The 14,110-nt window shown below is 28.4% G+C and carries 16 protein-coding genes; 8 read left to right on the plus strand and 8 right to left on the minus strand.

Features of this window, described 5'->3' with window-relative positions:
* Positions 1-133: 133 nt before the first annotated feature.
* From hslO to ACTQYZ_RS05125, 5 genes are read left to right on the plus strand one after another with little or no spacing between them, the layout of a single operon-like run.
* A complete protein-coding gene (gene hslO / locus ACTQYZ_RS05105) occupies positions 134-1,009 on the plus strand; it encodes an Hsp33 family molecular chaperone HslO (RefSeq protein ID WP_441023315.1) in 876 nt (291 codons plus the stop codon).
* Position 1,010: 1 nt separating this feature from the next.
* Entirely contained in the window at positions 1,011-1,829 is an 819-nt protein-coding gene (locus ACTQYZ_RS05110) for a PHP domain-containing protein (RefSeq protein WP_441023317.1), read from the plus strand.
* A 24-nt stretch (positions 1,830-1,853) separates the two neighbouring features.
* Complete coding sequence (locus ACTQYZ_RS05115) at positions 1,854-2,438, plus strand: hypothetical protein (RefSeq protein WP_441416145.1); 585 nt, start codon at positions 1,854-1,856, stop codon at positions 2,436-2,438.
* An 8-nt stretch (positions 2,439-2,446) separates the two neighbouring features.
* Positions 2,447-3,262 carry a hypothetical protein gene (locus ACTQYZ_RS05120; RefSeq protein WP_441416146.1) on the plus strand — a complete coding sequence of 272 codons (816 nt, stop codon included), beginning with the start codon at positions 2,447-2,449 and terminating at the stop codon, positions 3,260-3,262.
* A gap of 1 nt (position 3,263) precedes the next feature.
* Positions 3,264-3,833: a thymidine kinase gene (locus ACTQYZ_RS05125; RefSeq protein WP_441023323.1), complete on the plus strand. Its 570-nt coding sequence runs from the start codon at positions 3,264-3,266 to the stop codon at positions 3,831-3,833.
* A gap of 260 nt (positions 3,834-4,093) precedes the next feature.
* Here the strand turns inward: ACTQYZ_RS05125 and rho are convergent, their stop codons facing one another.
* The 7 genes from rho to rpmE all read right to left on the minus strand — a co-directional run bounded on the left by rho (position 4,094) and on the right by rpmE (position 8,527).
* Positions 4,094-5,662 carry a transcription termination factor Rho gene (gene rho / locus ACTQYZ_RS05130; protein ID WP_441023325.1) on the minus strand — a complete coding sequence of 523 codons (1,569 nt, stop codon included), beginning with the start codon at positions 5,660-5,662 and terminating at the stop codon, positions 4,094-4,096.
* Between the two features lie 499 nt (positions 5,663-6,161).
* Entirely contained in the window at positions 6,162-6,794 is a 633-nt protein-coding gene (gene jag / locus ACTQYZ_RS05135; protein WP_441023328.1) for an RNA-binding cell elongation regulator Jag/EloR, read from the minus strand.
* Positions 6,760-7,533 (minus strand): YidC/Oxa1 family membrane protein insertase, encoded by a 774-nt coding sequence (locus ACTQYZ_RS05140; RefSeq protein ID WP_441416147.1) that lies wholly within the window; start codon positions 7,531-7,533, stop codon positions 6,760-6,762. The genes jag and ACTQYZ_RS05140 overlap by 35 nt, the downstream gene beginning before the upstream one ends.
* A gap of 18 nt (positions 7,534-7,551) precedes the next feature.
* Positions 7,552-7,773: a membrane protein insertion efficiency factor YidD gene (gene yidD, locus ACTQYZ_RS05145; protein WP_138268553.1), complete on the minus strand. Its 222-nt coding sequence runs from the start codon at positions 7,771-7,773 to the stop codon at positions 7,552-7,554.
* Entirely contained in the window at positions 7,766-8,104 is a 339-nt protein-coding gene (gene rnpA, locus ACTQYZ_RS05150; protein WP_441023332.1) for a ribonuclease P protein component, read from the minus strand. Before rnpA ends, yidD begins: the two co-directional genes overlap by 8 nt.
* Before the next feature lie 60 nt (positions 8,105-8,164).
* Positions 8,165-8,299 carry a 50S ribosomal protein L34 gene (gene rpmH, locus ACTQYZ_RS05155; RefSeq protein ID WP_138268555.1) on the minus strand — a complete coding sequence of 45 codons (135 nt, stop codon included), beginning with the start codon at positions 8,297-8,299 and terminating at the stop codon, positions 8,165-8,167.
* Positions 8,300-8,326: 27 nt separating this feature from the next.
* Complete coding sequence (gene rpmE / locus ACTQYZ_RS05160; protein WP_138268556.1) at positions 8,327-8,527, minus strand: 50S ribosomal protein L31; 201 nt, start codon at positions 8,525-8,527, stop codon at positions 8,327-8,329.
* 203 nt (positions 8,528-8,730) lie between these two features.
* Between rpmE and lepA the strand changes: the two genes are divergently transcribed.
* Positions 8,731-10,536 carry a translation elongation factor 4 gene (gene lepA / locus ACTQYZ_RS05165; protein ID WP_441416148.1) on the plus strand — a complete coding sequence of 602 codons (1,806 nt, stop codon included), beginning with the start codon at positions 8,731-8,733 and terminating at the stop codon, positions 10,534-10,536.
* Positions 10,529-11,659, plus strand: a complete 1,131-nt coding sequence (hemW, locus tag ACTQYZ_RS05170) for a radical SAM family heme chaperone HemW (protein ID WP_441023337.1) — start codon at positions 10,529-10,531, stop codon at positions 11,657-11,659. Before lepA ends, hemW begins: the two co-directional genes overlap by 8 nt.
* Positions 11,660-11,685: 26 nt before the next feature.
* On the opposite strand, the gene orr is transcribed toward hemW, so the two are convergent.
* Entirely contained in the window at positions 11,686-12,762 is a 1,077-nt protein-coding gene (orr, locus tag ACTQYZ_RS05175; protein WP_441416149.1) for an ornithine racemase Orr, read from the minus strand.
* Positions 12,763-12,891: 129 nt separating this feature from the next.
* Between orr and ACTQYZ_RS05180 the strand changes: the two genes are divergently transcribed.
* Positions 12,892-14,109 (plus strand): arginine deiminase, encoded by a 1,218-nt coding sequence (locus tag ACTQYZ_RS05180; RefSeq protein WP_441023341.1) that lies wholly within the window; start codon positions 12,892-12,894, stop codon positions 14,107-14,109.
* The last annotated feature ends 1 nt before the right edge of the window (position 14,110 follow it).

Raw genomic sequence — 14,110 nt, forward strand, 5'->3', positions numbered from 1 at the left:
TTTTATTGAAATATATACCTATATATTATATCATTATATCTCATATAAAACACAAATAATTACATTATCAAAATATAAGATAATTTGAAAAAAATCCATAAAAATAGTATACTAAATTTAACGAGGTGATTATATGGACTACATGATAAGAGGAAATTTAAAAAATAGACCAATAAGATTTTTTGTAATTTCTGCAAAAGAAACAATAGAAAAAATGAGACAAATACACGAGGCAATGCCTAACGCTTCCGCTTGCGCAGGTAGAAGTTTAATGGCAACTGCATTAATCGGATATACAATGAAAAATAATGATGACATAGTTACTACAATTTTAAACTGTGACGGAGAAATTGGTAAAGTAACATGCACAGCAAACAACAAAGGACAAGTTAAATGCGATATAATAAATCCCAAAACAAATATATATTTAAACGAACTTGGGAAATTAGACGTAAAAAAAGTTGTTGGTAACGGAACTTTAAGGGTAATAAAAGATATTGGTTTAAGAGAACCATATGTAGGAGAAACAGATATTGTAAGCGGTGAAATTGCTCAAGATTATACTTACTATTTTGCAATGAGTGAACAAACACCAAGTGTAGTATCTCTTGGTGTACTAGTTGATAAAGAAAAATTTGATATAATGTATGCCGGCGGGCTTATAATACAATTACTTCCTGGTAATACAGAGAAAGATATTGAATATCTTGAAGAAAAAGTTTCTCATTTAAAATATATGACAACACTTTTAAGCGAAGGTAAAACTCCGGAAGATATTATTAAAGAAATTTTTGATGATGAAGAAATTGAAATAACAGACAAACAAGATGTCGTTTATTATTGCAATTGCTCAAGAGAAAAAATTGAAAAAGTTGTAATTGCACTTGGGAAAAAAGAACTTGAGGATATTATTGCTACAGATCATAAAATAACTTTAAAATGTCATTTCTGCGGTAAGGAATATACATTATCAGAAGAAGAATTAAATAATTTACTAAAAGAGGCTTAATATGAATAAAGCTGACTTACATGTCCATACAATAATGTCAGACGGTATGCATACCGTAGAAGAGCTTATAAAAATGTGTAAAGCAAGAGGTGTCACAACAATTGCAATAACTGACCATGACACAACAAAAGCCTTACAAAACATTCCTTCTTCATCTGATGTAAACATAATAAACGGAATTGAACTTTCCACAACATTTGACAATAAGAGCGTGCATATTTTGGGATACTATATTAATCCTGAAGATAAAGCTTTAAACGAAAAACTAAAATTTCTTAGAGAAAAAAGGAAAACCAGAGCAAAAAGAATGGTTGAAAAGCTGAAAGAAATTGAAGGTATAAACATTGATTATGAAGAAATAAAAGAAAAGAATCCTAAAAGTGCAATTGGAAGAGTTCATATAGCAAAAGAACTTTTTCAAAAACATTATGTCAAAAATATTGCTGAAGCATTTGAAAAATATATAGGAGATGATTCTCCATGTTTTATCAGAAACGAAAAACTTACTATAAAAGAAGCTGTTAATCTTATTAAAAATGCAGGAGGTATAAGCTTTTTAGCTCATCCGGGATTAATAAAAGACATGGAAAGTTTTGAGGAAATTCTAAACTATGGAATAGAGGGAATTGAGGTATTTTATCCTAAACACTCTGAAAAACAACGTAAGTTCTTTTATGATTTAGCAATAAAAAATAACCTTTTAATAAGCGGAGGCAGTGACTTTCACGGTCTAAAAATGAAAGGGAAAAATAAGCTTGCCAGTGCGTATCTTACAGATAAATATTTAAATCAAATAATAAATTACCATAATAAGATTTAATTTATTTTAATAAGGAGAAAAAGAATGTTAAATGAATTAAAAAATATTGATAATAATAAGGATTTTATTGTAAATGCTTTTATCAAAGCTAAAAATTTAAAAGTAAAAAGAATAACATATATATCAAACGAAGGATATGGCAGCGGAGTAAATATATATATTGCAAAGAAAGATAAATCTTTATTACCTGTTGAAGTTTTTTTAGGACTTTGGCTTAAAAATACATTATGGGAAGAAGAATTAAACGACTTTAATTACACAAAAAGTGAATGTGAAAGCATTTTTGAAGAATTGTTTAAAGATATTGCAAAAGAATATACATTAAAAAAATTAGCACCTAAAGATGCTTCAATAATTCTTGCAAAAGCTATTAAAAATGAACTTGACAATATAAAAAAAGAAAATATTAAAATAGAAAATCCAGAAGATGTAGAATTTTTAGATGTATCCGGTGTTTATGTAAATAAAAAATATACACTCTCTACCCCTTTAATTTTAAGAAATACAGATGAAATAATAGATGCAATTGAACTTTTCTCTAATGATATAATGGGGCAATATGAAGAAATGTTTTTGGAAAGTAAAGAAAGATACGTATATTTCTTTTAGGTAATAAAATGAAAAAACTTATATCAATTTTAATGATAGTTTTTTTAGTATCATTTTTTTCCGGTTGTAATAATTTAATTAATGATGAAAACGGGAGAATACAAGATAACGATATTGCTCATAAATATATTGACGGAGAATACTATATTTTTTCATCTAAATTTGATAATGAATCAAAAGCTGCCTATATAGCATTAACAGTAAAAAACAGAATTATTACCAATATCGACTTTAATTATATATATCAAGATGGAAACTTGTATATAAACAAAGAAAACATTAGCAATGAAATAACATTTTATGTTAACTCTTTAAATACACAAGTTCTTCAAAACCAAGATTCAATAAAAAATACAAATCAAAATTTTGAAGAAATATTTTCAGACTACTCAAAATTATTAGCCGAAGGTCTTAATTTGGCAAAAGAAGGTACAATTAAGTTAAGTTATATTAATATTGATTATACTTATAGTGCTAAAACGAGCAAGTATGATAAAAATGGGTACGATGGAGAATTGATAGTCGCATATAAAAATGGACTAATAAACAGTATATTTTATACAAAAAGAAATAGTGAAAATGAAGTTGTTACATCAAACAATGATTTTTTAAGAACATTTAAAGATGCAAATAATATAAATTATCAAAAATACATTCAAAATATTATTGATATGTCAATAGAAAAAGAAAGTATTGTTTTATCTACAAATAATTTAGATATAGATAAAGAATACAACAGTCTTGCAAATAAAATAAACGAAAAATCAAAAGACTTCGATTATACAAAATATAAAATATTTAACAATATTGGAGAAAAAATTTAATATGGCACAATTATATTTTAGATATTCTACAATGAATGCAGGAAAATCAATTGAAGTATTAAAAATAGCTCATAATTACGAAGAACAAGAGAAAAACGTACTATTATTTACTTCTGAGCTTGATAATAGATATGGAAAAGGATTTGTTGCATCTAGAATAGGAATGAAAAAAGAAGCTATTGTTTTTAATGATAAAACAGATTTTAAACAAATTGTTCAAATGCAGGAAAAAGAAATTCATTGTATTTTAATTGATGAAGGTCAATTTCTAACAGGACAACATGTTTTAGATTTAACACAAATAGTAGATTATATGAATATACCTGTTATTGTATATGGATTAAAAAATGACTCTCAAAATAATTTATTTGAAGGAAGTTTAAACCTGCTTATTTATGCCGATAAAATAGAAGAAGTTAAAACAGTTTGCTGGTTTTGTAATAAAAAAGCAACAATGAATTTAAGAATAATAGATGGAAAACCTAATTATTCAGGAAAACAAATCCAAATTGGAGACAATCAAAATTATCTTCCGGTTTGCAGAAAATGTTATGGAAATCCTAAATTATAAACAATTTAAAAAGCTCCTCTTTTGAGGAGCTTTTTATGATAAAATGAGGGAATGATATGAAAATTTATTTACATATCATTTAGGGGAAATTATGAAAAAGTTTTTCAACTTTTTACTCTGTTAGTATACTATTATAAATTGATATCATATTGTTTTTAATGTGAAAATTTTAAGAACATTTTATGTCTTTTATTCTACATTTTATTTAGAAAACATATCATATTTTTTTTAATATACTAATATTTTATATGATTGACCAATTAAATATTTTTAGTACAAACATTAATAAATTCTTTGTTGTTTCTTGTCTTTTTCATTAAGTTAATTACTCTTTCGGAAAGTTCCAAACTATCCATAGAGTTTCTTCTTAAAATATTAGCACAGTTAAGTTCATCTTCCCTTAAAAGAAGATCTTCCCTTCTCGCTCCTGATTTTACGATATCAATTGCAGGAAAGACCCTTCTTCTTGCAAGAGATTTATCAAGTACTAGTTCCATATTCCCAGTACCTTTAAATTCTTCAAAAATAACATCATCCATCCTACTGCCCGTTTCAACCAATGCAGTAGCTAAAATCGTAAGACTTCCGCCATTTTCTATATTTCTTGCCGCACCAAAAAATTTCTTAGGATAATAAAGACTTTCCGGATCAAGTCCTCCAGATAAAGTTCTTCCTGAAGATGGAACAACAAGGTTATTTGCTCTTGTAAATCTTGTAATACTATCCATTAAAATTACAACATCTTCACCTATTTCAACAAGTCTTTTAGCTCTGTCTAAGACCATTTCAGCCGCTTTTATATGATTTGCAGGGTTTTGATCAAAGGTAGAATAAACCACGTCAGAATCAATGCTACGTTGTATATCAGTTACCTCTTCAGGACGTTCATCTATAAGTAAAACTATTAAATGTATATCAGGGTTATTTCCTCTTATTGCCTTTGCTATTTGTTTAAGAAGGATGGTTTTCCCTACCTTTGGAGCTGCTACTATAAGTCCTCTTTGTCCTTTTCCGATAGGAGAAAAAATATCTATCAATCTGGTTGAAATAATATTTTTTTCTGTTTCAAGATTTATTCGCTCGTCAGGGAAAATAGGTACAAGTTTTTCAAAATCTTTTCTTCCTACAATACTCTCAGGAGCTTTTCCATTTACTTGTTCTACATATAATAGCGCATCGAACTTTTCACCTTCTCCCGAAAGTCTTATTCTTCCTCTTACCAAATCCCCTGCTTTAAGTTTATACTTTCTTATATGCTGTGGAGCCACATATATATCATTTTCACCTTGAAGATAATTATTTGTTCTTAAAAATCCATAACCGTCTGATAAAATATCCAAAACCCCTTCATGAGCTTCTGAATAGAGAGTCATATCTTTTTCATCATTTTTTTGAAGTTTTTGTTTTTCTTCTTTTAGAATATCACTTGTCTTTCTTCCGTTTACGCCTTCTAGGAAAAGCATAGCATAATACTTTTCACCTTCTTTTGGAGGTCTTACCTTTCCTGATAAAATATCTCCGGTTTTAATTTTAAACCTTTGAACCTGACTTGCAGCAACATAAACAGCATCTTCAGGCTTTTTCATATCCTTAGGACGTAAAAAAGCAAAACCTTCAGGTAAGACTTGAACTTCACCTTCCATATTAAAACTATTTGAAATTGGATCTTTAAGTTTTGAATATCGTTTATTTTCTTCTTCGTTTATTTTTTCTAATATTAAATCAATAATTTCTTGTTTTTTTAATCCACTTGTTTTGGTAATACCATATTCACAGGCTTTTTCTTTAAGCTCTGCTACTTTTAATTTTGATAAATCACTACTATTCATAAATACCTCCGGGAAAATGAAAAGAATAAAAAATAAATATATAAATTTTTGAAATTTAATATAAGATATCTACTATTTTACTATGATAAAAAAAATAAATCAATCAAATTGTTCTTATTTAAGTTTTTGTTAATATAATTTATAAAGGAGAAAGAAATGTGGATAGGAATTAATATTAATAAAATTATTTTTTATATACTTTTTTTAATAATACTTTATTATTTTACAAAAAAAATATTATTAAAAAGATAAATTACAAATTATTTAATATTCTAATCTTTTTTTAATAAAAAAAGTGTATTTTTTTCCTTTTTTTTTCACAATTAAAACAACAAAGTATCATAGCATACGATTATACTAAACACTGTAAAACAAATAAGTTTTACAAGTACAATTTCCCCTTTAATTTTAAAAATGTTATGATTTTCTTTAATTTAGGAAAATATCCTTATAAATAGGAAGAAATAAATAACAAAAAAAAGACCAAAAAGGTCTTTTTTTATTCTGTATATTCTATAATTAAATGTCTGTTTGTACCTTCATCAACAGAATATGTTGTTATATGTTCCCTGCCTTGAAGATATGAATGAATAATTCTTCTTTCATATGGATTCATTGGTTCAAGTTCAACATTTTTTCTTCTTTTTACGGCTTTAGTAGCAAGTTTATCTGCTAAATTTTCCAATGTTTCTTTTCTTTTTTCTCTATAATTGTTTATATCTAGAATTACCCTAATATAATTTTCAGAACTCTTATTTACAACAAGACTTGTTAAATATTGTAAAGAATCTAATGTTTGACCATGTTTTCCAATTAATACACCTGTATTTTCTATATCAAGAGAAATAAACATATTTTCATCTTCTTCATCATAATCAATGCTTATAGAATGTTCAATACCCATTTTATTTAAAACACTGTCTAAGAATTCTTTTGCAATTTCATCAAATTTTTCAATTAAAAATACTTCTACCTTAGCACTTTTTGCACCTATTCCCATAAAACCTGAAGTAGGCATTTCTAAAACTTTTGTATCAACTTCTTCGCTTGTTGCATTAAGTTTTTCAAGAGCATCTTTTATTGCATCTTCAATTGTCTTACCTTTTCCTATTGCGCTTTTTCTTCTTTCCATTAGATACCTCCGTATAATTACTTATAGGTTTTACATGTAAAGATTCAGCTGTTACAGGCATAAATTTATACATAATTTCTGTTTGTAAAATACCAAGTAATGTCGTTGCTGCCCAGTATATAGCAAGAGCTCCTGGGAATGTTAAAGACATCCAGCCTATCATTAATGTCATAACAAAATTCATCATTTGCATACTGCCACCCATTTCATTTGGTTGGTTAGCCATTGATTGTTTCATTTGAATATAAGTAGCTAAAGTAGTAATCATAGGAATAATTAGGGCATATAAAGTATCAAGAGAAAATCCGGTTGTTCTAGCAATATCCATTGCAGATATACTTATATCTTTTAACCAGAAAAATGACATAGAGATATTTGTCATTCCCTCAGTAAAAACATATGCTTCTGGTTGTCTTATAACACCAAATAAACCAATGATTATAGGAAATTGAATTAACAAAGGAAGACAACCACTCATTGGATTATAATTATATTTTTCGTAAACTTTCCACATTTCTTCGCCTTGTTTGGCTTTATCATTTTTGTATTTCTCCTGAATTTTCATAACTTCAGGATTGATAACTTTCATAATTTGTGTTGATTTGATTTGTTTGTATGTAAGTGGAAGCAAAATGATTTTTGCAAATACAGCAAAAAGAATAATTGCAAGGCCATAGTTACCTATAAAATTATATAGAAACAGTAAAACCTTTCCAAATAACATATATAAATACGACATGTTTTTTCTTTTTTCCTCCTATAGAAATTTTTCCGGTACCGGGTCGTATCCCCCTTTTGAGAAAGGGTTACATCGTAAAACTCTGTACACACTTAATATAGTGCCTTTAAAAAAACCATGTTTTTTATAAGCCTCAATGGCATAATTTGAACATGTCGGTATATATTTACAACACGGTCTTTTTAAACCAGATAAATATTTTTGATAGAAGATTACCAGTTTTGTCATCAATTTAGCCATTTTCATTCACCTTTAATAATCCAAGTTTTTTAATCAAATGAAGAAATGAATTATTCAATGTTTGATAATCAATATCTTTTGCTTTAACTCTGACAATGCATATTATATCATAGCCGTCTTCTATTTGGTATGCATTTAACCTAGAAATTTCCCTAAGTCTTCTTTTTATTTTATTTCTGGTTACTGCATTGCCAACTTTTTTACTTACCGAAAAACCTATCCTGCTTTCATTATCGGTTTTTAAAATATATAAAACCAAATGTCTGTTTGCAAAAGATTTTTGGTTATTGTAAACTTTTTTAAAATCTATACTGTTTTTTAATCTTTGCATAATCTACCCTTATCATATATAAAAAAAGGCTACATTTACAGTAGCCCTAGCAGTTAATATCTAAGCAGATAATTGTTTTCTACCTTTTCTTCTTCTATTTCTGATTACATTTTTTCCGCCTGGAGTAGACATTCTGCTTCTGAAACCATGATTTTTCTTTCTTTTATGATTGTTTGGTTGAAAAGTCCTTTTCATAAGAATATGCCTCCTTCTATATTATACTTAGTCCAAATTGTATCTTTTCTTAAATCTATCAACTCTACCGCCTGTATCTACAAGTTTTTGTTTTCCTGTATAGAATGGATGACATTTTGAACAAATTTCCACACGGATTTCGTCTTTTACAGAACCTGTTTCAAAAGTATTTCCACAAGCGCAAGTAACTGTGCATTTACCATAGTTTGGATGGATTCCTTCTTTCATTTCTTTCACCCCTTTTGACCAATTATTATATAAAAAATAATTTTATATTCTTTACTATATTCGTAGCCTAATAAGTATACTATTTTTTTTACAATAATGCAAATGTTTTTTTTATTTTTTATAATATTTTTTTATCATACTTTTACTTATGTTTATTTTATGGTAAAATTTATTAGCATTATTATAATAATATAAGGTGAAAGATGAAAAGTAAACAAGAAAGAACAAGAAATTTTTGCATTATTGCACATATTGACCATGGTAAATCAACCTTGGCAGACAGATTAATAGAAAAAACAGGCTTAATAGCCAAAAGAGATATGACAAGTCAAGTTCTTGATAAAATGGACCTTGAACAAGAAAGAGGAATTACAATTAAACTTCAAGCTGTAAGACTTGTTTATGAAGCAAAAGACGGAGAAGAATATTATCTAAATCTTATAGACACACCGGGACACGTTGACTTTACTTATGAAGTGTCACGTTCTCTTGCTGCATGCGAGGGTGCAATATTAATAGTAGATGCTACACAAGGAATTCAAGCACAAACAATGGCAAATGTATACCTTGCTCTTGAAAATGACCTTGAAATTATCCCTGTAATAAATAAAATAGACCTTCCAAGCGCCGATCCTGAAATGGCAAGAAGAGAAATTGAAGACTATATTGGTCTTCCTGCAGATGAAGCACCTCTTATTTCAGCAAAAGAAGGAATAAATATAGAAGATGTTTTGGAAGCAATAGTAAAAGATATCCCATCTCCAAAAGAAAACAACAAACAACCACTAAGAGGACTTATTTTCGACTCATATTATGATCAATATAAAGGGGTTGTTATAAGTACAAGAATAGTTGACGGTAAAATAAAAAAAGGCACAAAAATTAGATTTTACGCAACAGGAAAAGAATTTGAAGTTGAAGAAGTTGGAATTTTTACAAGCACTTTAACTCCTGTAAAAAAACTGGAAAGCGGAGATGTAGGATATGTATGTGCCAGCATTAAAAATGTTGAAGACACCAGAGTCGGAGACACAATAATGGATGCTGATAATATGGCAAGTGAACCGCTACCTGGATATAAAAGCATTACTCCAATGGTTTACTGCGGTATCTATCCTGCTGACGGAAGCAAATATGAGGACTTAAAAGAAGCTTTAGGAAAACTTAAATTAAATGATGCTTCTTTATTATATGAACCTGAAACTTCGGTTGCACTAGGATTTGGTTTTAGATGTGGATTTTTGGGACTTTTACACTTAGAAGTAACACAGCAAAGAATAGACAGAGAATATAATATAGATATTGTAACAACAACTCCAAGCGTTATATATCATGTAACAAAAACAGACGGTAGTGAACTTAAAGTAGACAACCCTACAAACCTTCCTCCAATTCAAGAAATAAGTTACATGGAAGAACCTTTTGTTGATGCCAATATAATGCTTCCAAGTGAATATGTTGGAGCTGTTATGGAAATTTGTCAAAATAAAAGAGGCATTTACAAAACAATGGACTACATTGATGAAAACAGAGTTAACTTAAAATATGAAATGCCTTTAAATGAAATTATTTACGATTTCTTTGATACATTAAAATCAAGAACAAAAGGATATGCTTCTCTTGATTATGAACTACTTGATTATAGAAAGTCAGACCTTGTAAAACTTGATATACTTCTAAACGGAGAAATGGTAGATGCACTTTCATTTATCGTTCACCGTGACAAAGCTCAAGCAAGAGGAAGACTTATTGTAAAAAAACTTAAAGAAGAAATTCCAAGACAAATGTTTGAAATACCTATTCAAGCAGCAATAGGCGGAAAAATCATCGCAAGAGAAACCGTTAGAGCTTTAAGAAAAGACGTTTTAGCGAAATGTTACGGCGGAGATATTTCAAGAAAAAGAAAACTTCTTGAAAAACAAAAAGAAGGGAAAAAGAAAATGCGTCAAGTTGGTAAAGTTGAAGTACCTCAAGATGCATTTACGGCAGTGCTTAAATTAGATGAATAATATTTCAATATATATACACACACCATTTTGTAAACATAAATGTTATTACTGTGATTTTGCTTCTTATGCAAATAGCGAAAGCTACATTAAAGATTATTATGAAGCATTAGGTAAAGAAATTCTTTTAAAAAAGGAACAGCTAAAGAGTAGAAGTATTTCTACTCTTTATTTTGGCGGAGGAACTCCTAGTTATATAGACAGCAAATATATAGGTGAAATCATAAATATCATTAAATCAAATTTTAATTTTGAGGATAATGCTGAAATAACAATAGAGCTTAATCCCGAAAGTGTAACAAAAGAAAAACTTCAAGATTACAAAAATTTTGGTTTTAACCGCTTAAGTATGGGATTACAATCTGCAAATAATAAAACTTTAAAAAAGATAGGAAGAATTCACACAGTAGAGAAATTTAAAGAAGCTTTTCTCCTTTCAAGAGAAGAAGGCTTTAACAATATAAACGTAGATTTAATGTTTTCTCTACCGAATGAAAAATTAATAAATTTTATTGATTCTTTAGAATTTGTATTATCCCTTAATCCAGAACATATTTCTACCTATTCTCTTATATTGGAAAAAGGTACAAAGCTTTACGATTATTATACAAACAACAATATAGAGCAAAATGATAATTTAGACAGACAAATGTATCATTATTTAATACAAAAATTAAATGAATATGGATATAATCAATATGAAATTTCGAACTTTGCAAAAGATGGATATGAAAGCAGACATAATTTAAGATGTTGGGACTTTTATGATTATGTAGGATTTGGGAGCAATGCTTCAAGCTTTAATGATAATAAACGAAGTACAAATAAAGAAAATATAAAAGATTATATTGAAGACATAAAAAAAGATACTATTCCAATAAAAGAAGAACATATACTTACAAATGAAGAATTAATTGGAGATTATATTATGCTAGCATTAAGAAAAACAAAAGGCTTAGACATAGATGATTTTAATAAAAAGTTTAATTTAGATTTTGAGGATGTATATAAAGACAAAATAAATAAATTTAAAGAAATGGGACTTGTACAAATAAAAAACAATCATTTTTCTTTAACATATAAAGGACTGGATTTTGCAAATGTTGTAATGATGGAATTCATATAAAAAAAGCACTGAAATCAGTGCTTTTTTTATTTTGATTTAAAATGAACATATTCTCTTTCAACATAATTACTTGTCATTGCCGCAAGAGCTGCACCATAATCAAGTTTAAAAGATATTACATCACCAAGCTTATACATCTTATCGGCATTTGTTAAATCAAGTATAGTATGGTCGCTGCTTGCTCCCAAAATTTCTATATCACTATCAACAGGCTGCATTCCCTCTGTTTTTACATCTTGTCTTCCAATGGCAACAATTGCTCTTCTCATTGTTCCTTTATTCGTAAATTCAGGAGTATTCCCAAATGCATCCATACCAATTTCTCCAATTGGAACAGAAGGTTTTTCTTTTAATTCCACTATTTGAGCTTCTAAAATAAAGTTATCATGATAAAGCCCCTCTACAGGTTTTCCATAACTTGTTTCATTCCCAAGCAAAATGACTTCACCAAGTCTTAAATTATTTATTCCGCTTATCATCTCTCCACTTTCAACTAAAGTATAAGAACTTGAATTACCTCCTGAAACAACTTTTAACTCAATATCAAAATCTTCTTCGATTCTTTCTTTAATTTTAACAAGTTTTGAAAGATTATTAGGTATTGGAATAACACCACCAAAACAAGTAAGATTTGTTCCTATTCCATAAAGCTCAATATTTTTAAGCTGTAATATTTTATCTATATCACTATATAAATCATCAGTACTAAAATAACCTTCCCTTAAATCCCCAAGATCTACCATTAAAATAACTTTATGTACTTTATTTTGTTTATATGCTTCTTTATTTAATAGTCTTATTGTTTTTAATTCACTATTTAAAGATACATCGCTATATCTGATAACATCTTCTATTTCACATTCCATAGGAATTCGTATAATCCATTTTTGCATATTGAAACAACTTAACTTTTTAAGATTTTCAATTCTGGAATCACCAAATGCATTTGCTCCACCTGTAACAAAACATTCTGCAATATTTTCGTCTGCCAAAAACATCTTTGTTACAGCCGTTACATTAATATCGTACTTTGCACATTTTTCACATACTTTTGAAGTATTCTCCCTTATTCCTGCTAAGTTTATTTTAATTTTGGGAAACATAATATTACTCCTTTTATATAAAGTTTTATAAAATTTTTTCAATCTTGTTTCAATACCATGTTATAATATGTTAATATATTACAGTATAGATATTATTATATCAAAAAAAAATAAAAAAAGTAGGTTATTATGGATAAATTATTAATTAACAATGAAATTGGTAAGTTAAAAAAAATATTACTTCATAGACCGGGCTTTGAACTTGATAGAATTACACCTGACGATCTAAAAGAAGTTTTATTTGATGACATCCCATGGATGAGCAGAATGAGAAAAGAACATGACGGTTTCGCAAATATCCTAAGACAAACAGGAACGGAAGTATTATATGTAACAGATTGTTTACTTCACGTTATAAGTAATAATAAACAAGCAAAAGAAGAGCTTGTTGACATTGTATTAAGAGAGGTACAATATGACGATATAACTGTTATGGGACTTAGAGAATTTTTATTAAGCCTTGATAATAAAGAGCTTATTAGATGTGTTATTGCAGGACTTAGCGAAAGCGAAATAAAATCAAACAGAGTTACATTATCTGATTATATGCAAGATAAATACCCTTATTATTTTAAACCAATACCAAATCTTTACTTCATGAGAGATGTAGGGGTTGTAATAAAAAACGGTGTTGCTTTTTCTAAAATGAGAACTCATATCAGAAGAAGAGAAAGTTTAATAATAAGGCTTATTTATAAATATCATCCTGATTTTTCAGGTTCCCCTATATATTTTGACAACGAAAGAGAGAGAATGACACTTGAAGGCGGGGACGTTCTTATTTTAAGTAAAGAATGTGTTCTTGTAGGTTTTTCAGAAAGAACATCTCTTGAAGGAATAGATAGACTTGCACAAAATCTTTTAACTTCAGGTAGTGGAGTTAAGAAAGTATTAGCCGTAAAAATTCCACATGAAAGAGCATTTATGCATCTTGATACGGTATTTACAATGGTAGACTATGATAAATTCATAATCTTCCCTAATATTTTAAAAGACATTGAAGTGGTAAGTATAACAGCAGGAGAAAAAAACACATTAAAATACGAACAAGAAGAAAACTTAAAGACTGCACTTGCAAAGGCTTTAAATCTTCCAAGCGTAAAACTTATAAAAAGCGGTGGCAGCAGCAGTGTTATTTCAGCCAGAGAACAATGGAATGACAGCACAAACACACTTGCCATTTCCCCTGGAGTTGTTATAACATATAACAGAAATGAAATTTCAAACGAAATACTTGACAGAAATGGTATTAAAGTTCTTTCAATAGAAGGAAGCGAACTTGTAAGAGGAAGAGGCGGCCCAAGATGTATGAGCATGCCTTTAGTTAGAGAAGACATAGAATTTTAGG

This window comes from Anaerofustis sp. LCP19S3_F7, assembly GCF_052119445.1.
In the GTDB taxonomy this organism is placed as follows: domain Bacteria; phylum Bacillota; class Clostridia; order Eubacteriales; family Anaerofustaceae; genus Anaerofustis; species Anaerofustis butyriciformans.